This window comes from Dyadobacter sandarakinus (genome assembly GCF_016894445.1).
Taxonomy (GTDB): domain Bacteria; phylum Bacteroidota; class Bacteroidia; order Cytophagales; family Spirosomataceae; genus Dyadobacter; species Dyadobacter sandarakinus.
In genome coordinates this window covers 2,342,094-2,358,062 of record NZ_CP056775.1, presented here as the reverse complement: position 1 = coordinate 2,358,062, position 15,969 = coordinate 2,342,094, and the positions used below count along the sequence as shown (strand labels likewise).

Sequence of the window (15,969 nt, the reverse complement as noted above, 5' to 3'; positions counted from 1 at the left end):
TGTCGATATTGAGCCGGTAAATTAAGGCACTTCGTTGAGCATGAAGGTGATTTAAAGTCGATAAACAAAGGAAATATGACAGTATCTCAGGTTCCCTGCTATTTTAGAATTTGCACCCGTTTATCAACCGCTTCAACAATATACAGCCCTGCGGGGAGGCGGCTTACATCCACAACCATTACCTTCCCGGCTGAGTCAGCGGAAAAAACTTCCCGGCCCGATGCATCCCGGATAACGACTTTCCGGAGACTATGCGCAGCACTGATGGTAAGCTGGTCTGTGACCGGGTTGGGGTAAACCTGGGGTTCCGCGCCGCCAATATGCAGACTGGTAATCCGGCTCAAATGTGAAGTGCCGTCCAGATCCCATTGTCTGAGGCGATAGTAATAAATGCCAGGCTCCAGTGGCTCATCAGTGGCAGTATAGGCATGCAGGCAGCTGGTATTTCCCCAGGCCCGCTCCGTGGCAACCGTGCTGTAATGTACAGCATCCCGGCTCCGCTCAATTTCAAAGTAGGCTGCATTGATTTCAGCACTCGTGGCCCAATGCAGTGTCACCCGGTTATCTGCATCTGCCTGTGCATAAAAGTATTCCATAATAACAGGCAATGCATTCCCATCAACGTTCAGCGCAGGTGAAAAAACCACGTTGCCTTTTGCGTCCGTCATGCGCAATTTATAATGTCCGGCTCCTGCCTTGAACTCCGGATTGGCCGACAATGGGGTATTGCATTCCACCTCACTCAGCCAAGCATACTTTGTGCCCGCAGACCCCGCCGGTGCCTGAAAGGTAACTTCGGCAGGAGGCGCAGCAACTGCATTGACGAGAGGAGGAGGGGTAGCGGCATAGGGAACAGACTGTGAAAGAAATGCAGCATCCACGCGATCGGACCAGAACTGGGCGAGTGAAACGAGGCCTGCATACACCTTTCCGTCTGCGGAAGGAGTTACCCCATCGCCACGGAAATGAACCTGGTCTGCGCGGTAATCAATACTGAAATAAGGATCGGTATCCGGACCGGGATAAACGTGAGGATAAAGCGCATTGTTGCTGATCACCTCATTCTGCGCCGCAATGACATTCGCAGAAACTCTGTTGACACCATTGACGGTAAACCGGGATGCCCGCGCTACCATCCAGGCCAGGTCAGTTTTGCCCGTAAGATTTCTGGTGGCCTGAATAACACCCGAGAGGCGCGAAGCGTACCGGGTGAATGTATCGTCTCCTGGTTGTTCAAGGTAATTGTCGGTTTCGCCCTGATGCCAGAGGACTGCGCGTATGCCGAGCTGGGCCACATAGTAATTCAGTGCAAGCCGCAAATGCCCGAAAGGCATTCCTGCGGGAAATACGTACCCGAATGCGCTGACGGGTGCTTTGGCAGGATCCACAGACTCAAACCAGTTGTCAATTCCGGTACTGGACCAGCCTGCATTGAAGATCATGACGGGAACATGCAGCTTTTCATAAAGCTGATCCCCGAAAGCGCCCCAGCACCATGCATAGTTTCCGAAAGGTGCAGTTTTTACACCGGCATCCAGATGGACAAACTGCGGGCACGGGAGCTGTACACTGGCATACGGCGCAATGCTTTGGCTGGCTGCATTGTAATTCTGAAAATCGACACTATTCACCTGGTCGTGCTTTGCACCCGGACCATTGGGATTGGCATCACCCCCGGTAGCATTGGACTGCCCGGCTACTACAAAAACCTCCCCGAGGCCCACGTGTGCCAGTGAAGCAACCTTAGGCTGACTGCCGGCCCGGATGCCCTGCACTTCCAGCTTGTACCAGCCGCCTTTTGCATTAATACTGCCGTAAAACTGTCCGCATGTCACCTGTGCATCCAAAAGCTGCCAGCCGCCACCCGCAGGCACTGCCTGACCTTCACCAGCAACCAGAGGGGTAAGACGTACCTCTATTTTATCAAACATTTCGGTTACATACCCCGCGACGTACAGCTGGGCCTCATTGCTGTTGTTTCGCTGAAAAACAGCCCGGTCGGCAGGGTAGGTGATGGTAATCTGGGCCAGGACATGCCATAAGTTTGAAAAAATAAATGCCAGGACAAGCAAGTGCCTGATTAGCAGATGTGGAACCATATAGTTGTGTATAGTTTGAACAGGGCGGTGCAAGCGAGGCAGGCACCCGAAGCCGGAATATGGAGATTATCGCTCAGGAGGGGCCGGCACGATGATCCAGCGGCTGTCGCAATTATCTGCCGGCTTACAGCAGCTTTGTTTTTCTTGTCCTAGTTCAATGAAATGACCCTGGGCAGGAGGCTACATTTGTACTATCAAAAGCAAACATAAACTTTCAAGATCATGGAAAATACAATCAACGGGATCCACCACATTACAGCAATTGCCGGTGACGCAAAAAGAAATTACGATTTCTACACCCGTGTCATGGGTCTGAGAATGGTGAAAAAAACGGTCAACTTTGACGATCCCAATACATATCACTTTTACTATGGTGACAAAAACGGGACGCCCGGAACCATCCTCACCTTTTTTCCCTGGGGAGGACAAATTCCCGCCGGTCGCAGGGGCAGCAGACAAGCCACTGAAATCGGATATTCAGTACCCGAAGGCAGCCTTGATTTCTGGCTGAAAAGAATGGATGCAAACCGCGTGACTTACAATAAAGTAGCTGAAAAGTTCGGTGAGCAGTACCTGACCGTCCTGGATCCCCACGGATTGAAGCTTGAATTGACAGTCGCCAAAAAAACCGACAACCGCACACCCTGGGAGACGGATGAAGTACCTTTTGAATTTGCAACACGGGGTTTTCACAACATTACGATCACCAGCAATGCCATAGAGGCTACCGCAAAGATCCTGACGGAAATTTTCGGATATAAATTGCTGGAACAGCACGTGAACCGCTACCGCTATGTGACTGATGCTGTGGAAAATGCGAACATCGTGGACCTGGTGGAGGTGCCTGGAGAAAGAGCAGGACATGTTGCAGGAGGCTCGGTACACCACGTGGCATTCAGGGTAGCCAATGAAGATGTACTGATGTATTTTCGTAAAAAAGTGATCGAAGCAGGTCACCAGATTACAGAGAAGATCGACCGGAATTATTTCTATTCCCTGTACTTCCGTGAGCCGGGCGGCGTACTTTTTGAGATAGCCAGCGATAACCCCGGATTCGCAGTGGACGAAACAGTTGAAAATCTGGGATCGGGACTGATGCTGCCCGCACAATACGAAGCACATCGCACACAGATTGAGCAGGTTTTACCAAAATTAAATTAAAACTACTATGTACACCCACACCAAACAGGTGATTACCTCAGGCGTGCCGCTCGCAGAAGCCGAAAAGGCTATTGTGATGCTGCACGGCCGGGGCGGGTCTGCCCGGGATATTATCTCGCTCAACAAGCTCCTGCATCTTGAAAAGATGGCGATTGTAGCACCTCAGGCCAATAACAGCAGCTGGTATCCGTACAGCTTCATGGCACCAGAAAGCCAGAACCAGCCCGCGCTTGATTCGGCTGTTTCGGTTATTGAGCAGGTGGTAAAGGATGTGGAAGCTGCCGGCATTGAGCAGAGCAACATTTACTTTGCCGGTTTTTCGCAGGGAGCCTGTCTGACGCTGGAATATGTCGCACGTCACGCGCAGCGCTACGGAGGAGTGATTGCGCTTACCGGCGGGCTCATCGGCGAGCAGCTCGTCGAGGAGCGTTACACAGGTGATTTTGCCGGTACTCCGGTATTTATTTCCACCGGCGATCCCGACCCGCATGTTCCGGTAAGCCGGGTAAAGGAAAGTGTCGCTGTGCTGGAGAGGCTGAATGCATTTGTAACTTATGCGATCTATCCCGGACGTCCCCATAATATCTCGGCGGAGGAGATCAGGCTGGCCAATACACATATCCTTGCGTAAGCAGCAACGCTGGTCTGAAAGCCGGTTTCTGTCGGAAAATAGTATTTTGTACCTTTAAAGGCATACGAAGTACTATTTTTTTATGTTTGAAAAAATTAATGAATATGCAAAAAGGTGCATGCCGTTTTCGTCAGAAGACCTTGCGCTCTTTAATGCACTCCTGCAATACAAGACCTGCCCTAAAAAGACATTTCTGCTCCTGGAAGGGGAAGTATGCCAGTTTGAGGCATTCATCCTGAAAGGCTGTATCCGTACCTATTATATCGACAGTACCGGAGCGGAGGTAACGTTGCAGTTTGCCATTGAAGACTGGTGGGTGAGTGATATCACGAGCTTTCAGCAGCAGACACCCAGCCACATGTATATTGAAACACTTGAAGATTGCGAACTGCTTATGCTGTCGCCTGAAAACAAGGAGCAGCTGCTGGCCGGGGTGCCCGGCTTTGAACGCATGTTCAGGCTGATGGTGCAGCGGAACCTTGCCCAAACCCAGGAGCGGCTTTTCAGGACCATTGCGACTACCGCAGTAGAGAAATACCTTGATTTTCTCAATCGTTACCCGGCGATCCCGCAGCGGGTTTCGCAGCATTACATTGCCTCGTACCTCGGATTTACGCCTGAATTCCTGAGTAAGGTACGCCGGAAGTTAAGTAATGATAAAACGTAGGGTAATCAGGCGATCATACCTACTATACGGCGGAAAAACATCCCCATTATTCGACACCTAAGGACTATATACCGGCATATGCAGGCTGGAATGATAATTGTCCAACTTTATACAGAATTAGAACACACTAGCCAGACATAAGTGCTGTACAGGGTATAAGATATTATAAAGGTATTGGTGCATTGCACAAAATGCCGTTTCTTAACAGAAACAACATTTTCATCAACAAACGAAAGAAGACCGGCTAGCCGGTCTTCTTTTTTTATTTCTACTCGTTCGTATGCTTTGTCCGGGTGGAGTCGGCATTCAGGTTGGACTGGTTGGGCGGAAATCCTGCCGAATCGTTCTGATTGTCTTCTGCCACGCCCATCGGCTTGGTACTCTCAGCACCGCTGCTGTCATTCGGGGTAGTCTGACTTGCGCTTCCCGAACCTTCGCTTCCTTCGGTGCTGTCGTTATTGGTACCGCAAGAGGTGAGGCCTATTGTTAGTGCCAGGCCCAGGCATGCAATCATTGTTCTGAACTGTTTCATTTTTTGGGTATTGTTTGGTTTGTAAATTGATGAAGAAAAAACTGCGTTGAACTTTCTTTGCTATGTTAGCCGGATCAGCAGGCCTTCATCTCCGCCGACGGTGATGATATCACCTACCTGCATGCCGGTGCGTTCATATTCTGTGCCAAGGATGATCGTTCCTTCAAAATTCCGCCCTTTGGGTCTGAAATAAGCTGGCCGGTGGCTGAGGTTCAAAATAATGAGGAACCGGTCGTTACCATACTCACGGACGTAGGATACCAGCTGCTGATCTGCAAATACAGGCTGGTAGCTTCCCACATTCAGGGCCGGCTGCGACTTTCTGATTCCTATCAGCTTTTTGTAAAATGAAAGCATGGAATAGGGATCTTTCAGCTGGGCTTCCACATTTACCCTTCCCGAATTATAAGGAAGCCGCAGCCAGGGCTTATGGGCCGAGAAACCTGCATTGATCTCCCCGCTCCACTGCATGGGCGTACGCGCCGGATCGCGGCTTACATTCAGCTCGGGCATATTCAGCCCCTGCGGGTCCACCACCTCATTCATCGGAATTGCTACGTCGCGCATGCCGATTTCTTCCCCGTAATAAATCGTAGGGGTACCCCGCAGCGTCAGCAGCATCAATGCGGCAACCCTCGCCTGCGCCAACCCGACTCTGCTGGCAATCCTGGGCTTGTCGTGATTACCGAGTACCCAGTTGGGCCAGCCATTTTCAGGAAGCGCTCCTTCGTACTCGTCGATTGCCGCTGCAATCTGCGGCGCCTCCCAGGGAAGCGTAAGCAGCTGGAAATTAAAAGGCAGGTGTGCTCCTTTGTTATCCTGACCGTAATAAGTCACCAGCTTGTGGATCGGCAGGTAAATTTCCCCGATCAGCACGCGCTCATTGTATTCATCGACCAGGCTGCGCATCATCCGCACAATATCATGTACTTCGGGCTGGTCGGTCGAGTATACCGGTATGTAATGATCATAGATCAGGTCGCCGGCATTGTACGGAGATTCTGGAGCGGGAGGATTGTCCCGCAGCTGCTTGTCCTTGATCATGTGCCACATCACATCCACCCTGAATCCGTCAATACCTTTATCCAGCCAGAATCGCATCACGTCAAGCATCGCCTGCTGCACTTCCGGATTGCGCCAGTTAAGGTCAGGCTGCTCTTTCAGAAATGCATGATAGTAGTATTGGCCGGTTTTTTCATCCCATTCCCAGGCATGTCCGCCAAATACGCTCAGCCAGTTATTGGGCAATGAGCCGTCTGGTTTACCGTCATGCCAGATGTACCAGTCCCGCTTGGCATTATCGCGCGACGAACGGCTTTCCAGAAACCACGGGTGCTGGTCGGAAGTATGGTTCGGAACCAAATCGAGCAGGAGCTTCATGCCGCGGGCATGTACCTCTGTCAGCAGTTCGTCAAAGTCCTCCATCGTCCCAAAAATCGGATGTATGCCCTCATAGTCCGAAATGTCGTACCCAAAGTCGGCCATGGGAGAGGGGTACACCGGAGACAACCATACGCAATCAATCCCGAGGGATTGCAGGTAATCAAGACGGCTGATGACTCCTTTGAGATCGCCGATACCATCCCCGTCAGCGTCCTGGAAAGACCGGGGATAAATCTGGTAAATAATGCCGTGCTGCCACCAAAGGTATTCGGAAGCCACGGCAGGCTGCGCAATTACCTGCTCCATATGCTAACCTTTAAATGTAGTAATGATGATCTCTGAATCGGTTTGTGCCGTGATGGCGTGCGCCACCCCGGCGTGGAACGTCATCATCTGCCCGGGAGTAGGGTAAAAAACCTGGCCTTCCGCCTCCACGCGCAACCCGCCCGAAAGTACCTGAAACGTAAGGCACCCCTCTATGGAATGGTCGCTCATAGTTGCACCTGCTTTCAGCACCGAGATCACGATCGTCATGCAGTCCGACTTGTAGGCAGTAATGGCATTCCGGTCATTCTTTTCCCAGGAGCGTTCCGAGCGAAGCTGTTCGAGGTACATCGGGATATCAGTGAATACATAGGAAGCATCCAGAATCCGGTCGCCGCCGGGGCGGTTTCCGGTTGATTGGTTTGATTTAATTTCCATATTCAAGGTTTTTAGGTAAAAAACCCGCTGTCTAAAACCATGCCATCCGCCTTTGTGTCCACAGGATAATTACAACAGCCGTTTGCTCATTTACATATAGCGTGTTACGGTAGTGCTTCTTTAATTTGACGAGTACTCTTATGCACGACAGCTTTGGAAAACAACAGAGAGATCGGCGCAACGATCATGGTCCTGATTTTGGCAGCATTCTGCTTCATTTCCTGGATTAAGCAGGTTATTGCAGCCAGAAGAAAGATGAAAATCCTGAAAGAAGGCATTGCAGCCCAGGCCCGTGTGCTGCATATTATCCCTACCGGGGTATACCTTAATAATCTGCCCGAGTTTCAGGTCCAGGTGCAGGTCAGGCAGGCATCCGGCGACGATTTCGTGGCACGTACCACCGAGGTGCTGCCTTACGCAGACTATGATGCAATCCGGAAAAAGCAGGAAGTCACTGTCAAATACGACAAAGCTTCGTGCAGCCGGATTATTCTTTATCATATAGAAAAAACCGGCCGGATAGAGGCGGGACCTTACAATCCTATTGCTCCGGCCTGAGGTAGAAGCTGATTTTAGCAAAAAGATCAGCCGGGTTGAAGGGTTTACTCACGTAATCGTTCATCCCCACTTCAAACGCAGTGTCTTTGATATCCAGCATCGCAGAGGCCGTCAGGGCGATGATCGGCAGGCGCAGGTATTTGGGGTCAGGCAGGCTCCTGATTTTGGCCGTTGCTTCATATCCATCCATTTCGGGCATCTGCAGGTCCATCAGTACGAGGTCGTAATCTGTTTCCTGTACCTTTTCAAGAGCAATCCTCCCGTTTTCGGCTACATCATAATCGGCCCTCCATTGTTTCATAAAGTTTTTCATCAGGAAGATATTGACCGCATTGTCTTCCACGATCAGCAGGCGCATACCGCTGAGGTCGGTATCTGTGCCGTTTTTTCTGACCTGCTGCTCCATCTGCTTTTTACTTACCGGGAAAGTAAGTGTAAAAAAGAAGGTTGACCCGCTGCCTTGCTCACTCCGAACGCTGATGGTACTGTTCTGTAATTCGAGCAGCTTTTTGGTAATGGCGAGGCCCAGACCGGAGCCGCCGTATTTGCGGGTGGTATCGGAGCTGGCCTGTGTAAAGCTGTCAAAAATGTTAGCCACTTTCTCGGGTGGTATGCCTATGCCGGTATCACTTACCTTAAAGTCAATCGTCAGGTGCGTGGATGTTCTTGCAGTCTGCATGGCCGACACGACAATCCTGCCTTTTTCTGTAAATTTCACCGCATTACTGACCAGGTTCGTCATGATCTGACCGAGACGTACCGGATCCCCGATGAGCGTCACATCCAGTGCGTCATCAATCACCAGCTGGATATCAATGCCCTTATCCTCAGCATTCTGGTTACTTCCCGAGCGTATGTTTTCAAGCAGCGTCCTGACGTTGAACTCCACTTCTTCCAGTTCAATTTTTCCCGCTTCGATCTTGCTGAAATCCAGGATATCGTTGATCAGGATGAGGAGGTTTTCGGCCGAATATTTCAGGTAGTTAAGGTACTTTTCCTGCTCAGGAGCAGGGTTTTGCTGCAATAGCAAGTGGGTGAACCCGATCACCGCGTTCATCGGTGTGCGGATTTCGTGGCTCATGGTCGAGAGAAACTGCGACTTGGCTACGGCCGCCATCTCAGCCTGTTCTTTGGCTTTGATCAGTTCCTGCTCCGCTTTCTTCTGCTCATTAATGTCCATAATCGCCCCGTACAGTTTTACCACCCTGCCCGAAGCATCCGTAATCGGCTTCCCGATCGCATGGATAAACTTCACCTGACCATCCGGCAATACAATGCGCAGGTCAAAATTGGCTGGTATCTGCTGGGTAATGGCATTCCGGATGTGCAATTGATAGGTTTCACGATCGTCCGGGTGAATCATATTGGAAAACTCCGCGGTATCCGGCCCGGTCCTGCGCGGTTGCAGCCCAAAGATCCTGAATGTTTCATTGGACCAGTGATTTTCGCCCGTCACCAGGTCCGATTCCCAGCTGCCGCTATGGGTAAGTTCCTGTGATTCAGCGAGCATGGCTTCACTCCGCCTGATCTGCGCTTCCGCAGCCTTCCGGTCGCTGATGTCGTGCCATACAACCAGCAGTACCCTTTTATTATTCACATGAACCGGGTTCAGCGTAACTTCTACCGGAAACTCCTCGCCGCCGGAGCGTTTATGGATCCATTCAAACCGGTTGTAGCCATCTGCATAGGCAATCCGGTCCATTTCAATTGCTTTTTCAACGGAGCGCCGGCCATCGGGCTGGTACTCCGGTGAAAAGCGGGCCGGATGCGACGAGAGTATTTCAATTTTATCCTTGCAGCGCAGCATTTTTACCGCTGCCTGGTTGCAGTCGATGATCCCCGTCTCGTCCAGCAGCAGCTGGGCATCGGTGGAGTATTGAAAAATTACGCTAAGCTTTTCCTCAGCTGTTTTACTCTCCGTCAGGTCCTGCAAAACACCATACAGTTTGACAGGCTTGCCGAGTTCGAAAGTGACCTTACCGATCGTCCTGACCCACTTGTCGCGCCCCTTGGCGGTTTCCATCCAGAGTTTCAGGTCCCAGGGTTTTCCTTCCTCAAATGCCTGCTGAATCGCTTCCTCCATGATCGGGCGCGACCAGGGCTTGTAGTAGCTGAGCGCATTCAAAAGGTCGGGCTCGGTACTTTCGTCCAGTTCATGAATGTCATAAATCTCACTCGACCATGTTACTTCCTTCGTCTGCACATCCAGCTCCCAGGCACCAACCTTGGCCAGGCTTCCTGCTTCTTTCAGCAGGTTTTCGTTCTTGATCAGCTTTTCTTCGAGGGCGATTCTTTCGTGAATATCGATGATCGCACCCACCAAATGTGAGGGTTTGCCTCCTTCAAATTTGGGGGTACCCGTGCAGAAAAAATACCGGTAGCCCGCATGCTTTGTTTTAAGCCGAACCTTCGCCTGATAGGGCTCCTGAGTAGCCAGCGTATTCGCGATGGAAGCTTCTACCGCAGCAATGTCGCTGGGGTGTACCAGATTTTTCAGAAATGACTGATAACCAGGTACTATATCCTCAGGTTCGTATTGAAGTAATTGGTAAAACTGGTCAGACCAGACTTGTTTGTCAGTTACAAAATCCCAGTCCCAAACACCCGCATGGATCCCATTGATGACCATTTCAAGCGCCTCATAGGTAAACTTCGATTTCATTTGTCAACGGGTAGAATTATTTTGGTTAAATATAAAAGTTTTCCTCAATTCTTTCATATCTGCTGCTTAGCTGCCAATATTGGTATTCGTCAGTGCAATGCGGAAGCACAGCTGTCTTGAATTTGTAAAAACTGACCAGTAATTTGGCCATAGTATTACCACAAGCTGTCGGATGAAATCAAACCACGGCCCGTACTTTCGGGATGACATACATATGCATGATATGGACAATGAAAGTGGCAGGATTGTGCAGCTGAAACAGTCGGAAGCGTTCCTGCAATCCATCCTGAATACAACCAGCAACTACATCGCATCCTACGAGGCCATCCGGACGGGCAGCGGAGTGATCGAGGACTTCCGCATTACTTATACAAACCTCGACGTGATCCTCCGGGGAATGCCCTGTGTTGAAAACCTGATCGGCAGGACGTGTCGGGAAACGAATCCCGAAATTTTTGAAAACGGAATTTTCCAGCGGCTGGTACAATGCGTGGAAACGAAGCAGGCGGATTCATTCAGGGTCAGCAACATTCGCAACGGACAGGAGTACTGGTACGAAGCCACAGTAGAAAAGCTGAACGATGGTGTCACGGTCACCTCGCGTGATGTAACAGGCGCAATCGAAACGGAACGTAAACTTCAGGAATTGAACAGACGCCTGAAAATTCAGAATTCACTTTTCAACCACTCCGAAGAGAATGCGCACATAGGCAGCTTTGCCTGGAACCTCGATACCAACGAGCTCGAATGCTCCGATAATCTTTTCAGGCTCGTGGGACATGAGCCGGGAGATTTTACGGCGTCCTTCGAACGGTTTTTGTCATTTGTCCACCCCGACGACAGGCACCAGGCGATTCGGGACGGGTTCAGGGCGTATGAGTCCAAGGGATTTACCAAGAATACATTCAGGGTTATTACCAAAACCGGCACCATCCGGTTTATCAGGCTGAGCGGAAATTTTATCCGGGAAGATGCCCACCATATCATGATTGGTGCGCTGCAGGATGTGACCAACGATGTGCAACTGAACGAGGCACTCAACCGGAAAAACAAGGAATTAAAGACCAATAATGAGGAACTTGCGTCTTTCAGCTATGTGGCTTCCCACGACTTGCAGGAACCATTGCGGAAGATACGCGCATTCAGCAGCCGCATCCTGGAAAAGGAGCAGCATCAGTTTTCGAACCTTACCCGCGATTACTTCTCGCGCATTATTTCAGCGGCCACACGCATGCAGAACCTGATCGAAGCATTGCTGAACTATTCCCGGACCAACACCTCGGCCATGGACTTTAAGATGACCGATCTGAACCAGGTACTGGAAGATGTAAAGAGTATGCTGGAAGGTCAGATTGAAGAAAAGAAGGCCATAATTGAAATTGATTCGCTACCCGAAATCCCGGTCATTCCGGTGCAGTTTGCCCAGCTGATGCAGAATCTGATCAGCAACAGTTTGAAATACAGCAAGGCCGGCGAGCCGCCTTTCATCCGTGTGCACTGGGACGAAGTGGAGGAGCCCGGTCAGGTCCGGTACCACAGGATTTCGGTGGAAGACAATGGGATCGGGTTTGAGCAGCATTATGAAGACCGCATTTTTGAGCTTTTTCAAAGGCTGCACGGGCGGGGTGAGTATGAGGGAACCGGGCTTGGGCTGGCCATTTGCAAGAAAATTGCGGCCAACCACGAAGGTTTTATCCGGGCAAGGGGAGTACCGGGTGCGGGCGCTACTTTCAGTGTATATTTACCTTTTAAAAATCAACCTGTTTAAAGTTTTATGGCAATTAAAGTAATTGCTTTCGATGCGGACGATACGCTGTGGGTCAATGAGCCCTATTTCCAGGAAACCGAGCGGAGGTTTTGCGAGCTCCTGGAAGACTACCTTCCGCACCATTCCGTGTCGCAGGAGCTTTTCCGGACCGAAATGCAGAATCTGCCCCTCTATGGCTATGGAGTAAAGGCTTTTATGCTGTGTATGGTAGAGACCGCGCTGAAAGTGACGGAGCATACCCTGAATGTGACGGTGATTGAAAAGGCGCTGGAACTTGGAAAAGAAATGCTCGCCAAGCCGATTGAGCTGCTCGACGGTGTTGAAGATGTACTTGCGTCACTCAAAGGCAGGTACCGCCTTGTGGTTGCGACGAAAGGTGATTTGCTCGATCAGGAGCGAAAACTGAAAAAGTCCGGCCTGGAACATTTTTTCCATCATATCGAAATCATGTCAGATAAAAGGGAGTCGGACTACCTGAAACTGATCCGTCACCTGGATATAGCGCCTGACGAGTTTATTATGATCGGGAATTCACTCAAATCGGATGTTTTGCCCGTACTCGCAATAGGCGGTCACGCGGTGCATGTGCCTTATCACATTACCTGGGAGCATGAGAAAGTGGATCATCATGTGGAGCATGACCGGTTCAGGAGTATCGCGAGGATTAATGAGATACTTTCCCACCTGTAGGTTTTCTTTTATACAAAAAATGCCCGCCGGACCCGGCGGGCATTTTCTAATCAGAATATAAATTTCGTACTCAGGAAATTGGACGTATCGTCATGGACGATCTCGTTGATCAGCTGTTTGTTGGCATCGTTCATTTTGAATGCAACCAGCGAGCGGATTGAGAAAGCCCGGATCGCATCCGGTACGGAAAGTGTTCCTTCGGCGCTGTCCTTCCGGCCCGTAAACGGAAAGACATCGGGTCCGCGCTGGCACTGGCTGTTGATATTAACGCGGCTTACCTGGTTTACCAGTGGGTCAATGAGCGATGCGACTTCTTCCGCATTATTACTGAAAATACTTACCTGCTGCCCGTGGGTCGACTCAATCAGGTACTCAATCGTTTCTTCCAGGTCGTCAAAGGGTACTACCGGCACGATGGGCCCGAACTGCTCCTCATCATACAGCTTCATCTGTTTACTGACGGGATAGACAACCGCCGGATAAAAGAACGATCCCTCGGACATACCCCCGTTAACATTCACAACGTCTGCGCCAAAGCCGCGGGCATCGGCAATGCATTCGTTCAGGTAGTCGATCTTGTTGGTTTCAGGCAGGGGCGTGAGGGCAACACCTTTTTCCCAGGGCATACCAAACTTCAATGCTGCAATGCCTTCGTTCAGAAGTTTAAGAAAATCATCCGCAATGCTCCGGTGTACCCAAACGATTTTCAGCGCAGTACAACGCTGACCGTTGAAGGAGAGGGAACCCGTGATGATTTCCTTTACTGCCAGCGACAGGTCTGCATGCGGCGTGACGATGGCGGCATTTTTTGCATCCAGGCCAAGTACGGCCCGCAGGCGGTTGACCTTGGGATGGGACTTTTTGAGCTCGTTGGCTACCTTGCTGGACCCGATAAGCGTCAGTACGTTGATTTTGCCCGATTGCATGAGGCCGGGAACAATCGCGTTTCCGCGACCGTAGATCACATTGACAACACCCGCAGGAAAGCAGTCGCGGAAGGCAGCCTGAAGGGGATAGTGCAACAGCGTGCCAAATTTCGGCGGTTTGAACAAAATGGTATTACCCATGATCAATGCCGGGATGAGTGTCGTAAATGTTTCATTGAGCGGGTAGTTGAAAGGGCCCATGCAAAGTACCACGCCCAGGGGTGACCGGCGTACCTGGGCTGCAATCCCTTCCACGATCTCGAACCGGGACGAATCGCGGTCAAGGTTTTTGAGGGAGTCGATGGTAGCATAGATGTACTCTACGGTTCGGTCAAATTCCTTAGCAGAATCTGCATACGACTTCCCGATTTCCCACATGATCAGCTTCACAATGACCTCTTTTTCCTCGATCATCATGCCGGTAAATTTTTCTACCCGCTGAATGCGCTCAGCCACGCTCATCGTCGGCCACTCGCCACGGCCATTGTTATACGCGGCAACGGCCGCATCCAGCGACTCGCCGGCTTCGGCTGCAGTACATACGGGATAGCTGCCGATCAGCACGCGCTGCAGACCGTCGGGCGTACGCACACAAACCGGTGAAAATACCTCGTGCACCGGCCCGTCCCATGTTTTCATCACGCCATTGCTGAGGTACTCGCGCTGGTGGATTTGTGTGGGAAGCCGGTACTCGTCGGGAATGTCTTTTTCTTCAACAAAAATGCTGTTTAACGTGGCGTTAAAGTCCATTGCTTGTTCAGGGATAAATTGGAAAGTAAAACTGCACCTGATAAATGACGTTTATTCCTCAGATTACCCTTTTGAAACAACTACCGGTATACGTTTAGTTTTTCAGAGACCGTCAAATTGTTTCTTTTTGTCATCTTGAAAAATCGCGTGATCAGGAACACAGAGGCCACGGTAAGCCCCATAATCAGCCCGAGCCACATGCCGGCAGCACCCATCCCGAACGGAAATGCGAGTACATAACCAAGTGGAATGGCAATCACCCAGTAGGCAATGCCAATGAGCACGGTAGGGGTTTTGACATCCTTGATCCCCCTCAGCAACCCGGCCCCGATCGCCTGGGTACTATCCGAAATCTGGAACACAGCCGCAAAAAGGAGCAGCAATGCCGCCAGCTCCACAACCTGCGTGTTGTCGTTGAATGCCTTGGGGAGTACCTGTCTGAACAATGCAAAGGAAATGGCGCAGAAAGTGCCGTAAATCAATGCGGTGATCATCGTACTTTTCCCGATGGCTGTAATTTTGAACCAGTCATCGCGGCCGAATGCATTACTCACACGGATGGAGCCCGCCTGTGCCAGTCCCATCGAAACCATGAAGGTGAACGACGCGCAGCTGAGGGCGATCTGGTGCGCAGCCTGCGACACCGCGCCAAGCGTACCGATAATGATGCCCGATACTGCAAATGCGCCGGCCTCCATGCCGATCTGCAGGCTGCTGGGTACGCCGATGTGCAGGAGCTCACGCCAGGTCTGGCCTTTGAGGTACCATTCTTCTTTACGCACGGCAATGTATTTCCGGAACGTGTGATGTTTGAGGATGATGATACCCAGCGCTATGAAAATCAGGGAGCGGGTAATGAGCGTCGCCCAGCCTGCACCTGCGAGTTCGAGCCGAGGGAAGCCCCAGTTTCCGTAGATGAGCAGCCAGTTGAGCAGGATGTTCACGGGCATGCCGGAAAGTGACAGGATCATGGCAGTACGGGTATATTCGAGACCATCTGCAAACTGTTTCAAGGTCATGAAAAGAAGCATAGGGATGATCGAAAGCCCCATCAGCTGCATGAAAGGGATGGCCAGGGTAACTACCTCGGGGTCCTGACCGAGGTGGTACAGGATGTTTTTACCAAATACCAAAATAAGCGAGATGATCACCGCCGTGAGGGTACAAAGCAGAAAGCCATTATAAAAGTAATGGGACACCTGCCGCTCGTCCTGCCGGCCGTTGGCCAGTGACACCATTTGGGAAACCGAGATCGTCATGCCGATGCCGATCACAAAAGGAATATTCATGGCATTGATCACCAGGGCTGCGGCCGCCAGTTGTTTGTAGCTGATCGCGCCAACCATGGCGCTGTCGATCAGGTGAAGGGCCATCTGGGCGAGCTCACCGATGATAATGGGGAATGCGAGTTTTAAAGTTTGTGATGCTTCTGATTTCATG

Annotated in this window: 13 protein-coding genes; 6 read left to right on the top strand and 7 right to left on the bottom strand. The window is 50.9% G+C overall.

What is annotated here, in order from left to right; translation table 11 throughout:
- Nucleotides 1-98: 98 nt before the first annotated feature.
- A complete protein-coding gene (locus HWI92_RS09495; RefSeq protein ID WP_204663112.1) occupies nucleotides 99-2,099 on the bottom strand; it encodes a T9SS type A sorting domain-containing protein in 2,001 nt (666 codons plus the stop codon).
- Between the two features lie 222 nt (nucleotides 2,100-2,321).
- Here HWI92_RS09495 and HWI92_RS09490 point away from each other — a divergent pair, with 222 nt between their 5' ends.
- The 3 genes from HWI92_RS09490 to HWI92_RS09480 all read left to right on the top strand — a co-directional run bounded on the left by HWI92_RS09490 (nucleotide 2,322) and on the right by HWI92_RS09480 (nucleotide 4,558).
- The gene (locus tag HWI92_RS09490; RefSeq protein ID WP_204663110.1) at nucleotides 2,322-3,260 is read left to right on the top strand and encodes a ring-cleaving dioxygenase; all 939 of its coding nucleotides are present in this window, start codon (nucleotides 2,322-2,324) and stop codon (nucleotides 3,258-3,260) included.
- Between the two features lie 7 nt (nucleotides 3,261-3,267).
- Nucleotides 3,268-3,891, top strand: a complete 624-nt coding sequence (locus HWI92_RS09485; RefSeq protein WP_204663108.1) for an alpha/beta hydrolase — start codon at nucleotides 3,268-3,270, stop codon at nucleotides 3,889-3,891.
- A 118-nt stretch (nucleotides 3,892-4,009) separates the two neighbouring features.
- Entirely contained in the window at nucleotides 4,010-4,558 is a 549-nt protein-coding gene (locus HWI92_RS09480; protein ID WP_229249240.1) for a Crp/Fnr family transcriptional regulator, read from the top strand.
- 268 nt (nucleotides 4,559-4,826) lie between these two features.
- Here the strand turns inward: HWI92_RS09480 and HWI92_RS09475 are convergent, their stop codons facing one another.
- The 3 genes from HWI92_RS09475 to HWI92_RS09465 are packed head-to-tail and all read right to left on the bottom strand — an operon-like array spanning nucleotide 4,827 to nucleotide 7,175.
- Nucleotides 4,827-5,090 carry a hypothetical protein gene (locus tag HWI92_RS09475; RefSeq protein ID WP_204663104.1) on the bottom strand — a complete coding sequence of 88 codons (264 nt, stop codon included), beginning with the start codon at nucleotides 5,088-5,090 and terminating at the stop codon, nucleotides 4,827-4,829.
- 60 nt (nucleotides 5,091-5,150) lie between these two features.
- Entirely contained in the window at nucleotides 5,151-6,779 is a 1,629-nt protein-coding gene (locus HWI92_RS09470; protein ID WP_204663102.1) for an alpha-amylase family glycosyl hydrolase, read from the bottom strand.
- Nucleotides 6,780-6,782: 3 nt separating this feature from the next.
- Nucleotides 6,783-7,175, bottom strand: a complete 393-nt coding sequence (locus tag HWI92_RS09465; RefSeq protein WP_204663100.1) for a cupin domain-containing protein — start codon at nucleotides 7,173-7,175, stop codon at nucleotides 6,783-6,785.
- 153 nt (nucleotides 7,176-7,328) lie between these two features.
- On the opposite strand from HWI92_RS09465, the gene HWI92_RS09460 reads away from it, so the two are divergent.
- Nucleotides 7,329-7,733, top strand: a complete 405-nt coding sequence (locus HWI92_RS09460) for a hypothetical protein (RefSeq protein ID WP_204663098.1) — start codon at nucleotides 7,329-7,331, stop codon at nucleotides 7,731-7,733.
- On the opposite strand, the gene HWI92_RS09455 is transcribed toward HWI92_RS09460, so the two are convergent.
- Nucleotides 7,717-10,395 carry a PAS domain-containing hybrid sensor histidine kinase/response regulator gene (locus HWI92_RS09455; RefSeq protein WP_204663096.1) on the bottom strand — a complete coding sequence of 893 codons (2,679 nt, stop codon included), beginning with the start codon at nucleotides 10,393-10,395 and terminating at the stop codon, nucleotides 7,717-7,719. The two genes, HWI92_RS09460 and HWI92_RS09455, sit on opposite strands and share 17 nt — an antisense overlap.
- A 223-nt stretch (nucleotides 10,396-10,618) precedes the next feature.
- Here HWI92_RS09455 and HWI92_RS09450 point away from each other — a divergent pair, with 223 nt between their 5' ends.
- Both HWI92_RS09450 and HWI92_RS09445 read left to right on the top strand, forming a co-directional pair.
- Entirely contained in the window at nucleotides 10,619-12,163 is a 1,545-nt protein-coding gene (locus HWI92_RS09450) for a PAS domain-containing sensor histidine kinase (RefSeq protein ID WP_204663094.1), read from the top strand.
- Nucleotides 12,164-12,169: 6 nt separating this feature from the next.
- Complete coding sequence (locus HWI92_RS09445) at nucleotides 12,170-12,853, top strand: HAD family hydrolase (RefSeq protein WP_204663092.1); 684 nt, start codon at nucleotides 12,170-12,172, stop codon at nucleotides 12,851-12,853.
- A 50-nt stretch (nucleotides 12,854-12,903) separates the two neighbouring features.
- On the opposite strand, the gene HWI92_RS09440 is transcribed toward HWI92_RS09445, so the two are convergent.
- Together HWI92_RS09440 and HWI92_RS09435 are read right to left on the bottom strand one after the other, a co-directional pair.
- A complete protein-coding gene (locus tag HWI92_RS09440; RefSeq protein WP_204663090.1) occupies nucleotides 12,904-14,529 on the bottom strand; it encodes an NADP-dependent glyceraldehyde-3-phosphate dehydrogenase in 1,626 nt (541 codons plus the stop codon).
- 80 nt (nucleotides 14,530-14,609) lie between these two features.
- The gene (locus tag HWI92_RS09435; protein ID WP_204663088.1) at nucleotides 14,610-15,968 is read right to left on the bottom strand and encodes an MATE family efflux transporter; all 1,359 of its coding nucleotides are present in this window, start codon (nucleotides 15,966-15,968) and stop codon (nucleotides 14,610-14,612) included.
- Nucleotide 15,969: the final 1 nt, after the last annotated feature.

What these genes read in the sequence shown, in the direction of transcription:
- HWI92_RS09495 (WP_204663112.1), bottom strand. Translation starts at nt 2,099, where the DNA reads ATGGTTCCACATCTGCTAATCAGGCACTTGCTTGTCCTGGCATTTATT.
- HWI92_RS09490 (WP_204663110.1), top strand. Translation starts at nt 2,322, where the DNA reads ATGGAAAATACAATCAACGGGATCCACCACATTACAGCAATTGCCGGT.
- HWI92_RS09485 (WP_204663108.1), top strand. Translation starts at nt 3,268, where the DNA reads ATGTACACCCACACCAAACAGGTGATTACCTCAGGCGTGCCGCTCGCA.
- HWI92_RS09480 (WP_229249240.1), top strand. Translation starts at nt 4,010, where the DNA reads ATGCCGTTTTCGTCAGAAGACCTTGCGCTCTTTAATGCACTCCTGCAA.
- HWI92_RS09475 (WP_204663104.1), bottom strand. Translation starts at nt 5,090, where the DNA reads ATGAAACAGTTCAGAACAATGATTGCATGCCTGGGCCTGGCACTAACA.
- HWI92_RS09470 (WP_204663102.1), bottom strand. Translation starts at nt 6,779, where the DNA reads ATGGAGCAGGTAATTGCGCAGCCTGCCGTGGCTTCCGAATACCTTTGG.
- HWI92_RS09465 (WP_204663100.1), bottom strand. Translation starts at nt 7,175, where the DNA reads ATGGAAATTAAATCAAACCAATCAACCGGAAACCGCCCCGGCGGCGAC.
- HWI92_RS09455 (WP_204663096.1), bottom strand. Translation starts at nt 10,395, where the DNA reads ATGAAATCGAAGTTTACCTATGAGGCGCTTGAAATGGTCATCAATGGG.
- HWI92_RS09450 (WP_204663094.1), top strand. Translation starts at nt 10,619, where the DNA reads ATGGACAATGAAAGTGGCAGGATTGTGCAGCTGAAACAGTCGGAAGCG.
- HWI92_RS09445 (WP_204663092.1), top strand. Translation starts at nt 12,170, where the DNA reads ATGGCAATTAAAGTAATTGCTTTCGATGCGGACGATACGCTGTGGGTC.
- HWI92_RS09440 (WP_204663090.1), bottom strand. Translation starts at nt 14,529, where the DNA reads ATGGACTTTAACGCCACGTTAAACAGCATTTTTGTTGAAGAAAAAGAC.
- HWI92_RS09435 (WP_204663088.1), bottom strand. Translation starts at nt 15,968, where the DNA reads ATGAAATCAGAAGCATCACAAACTTTAAAACTCGCATTCCCCATTATC.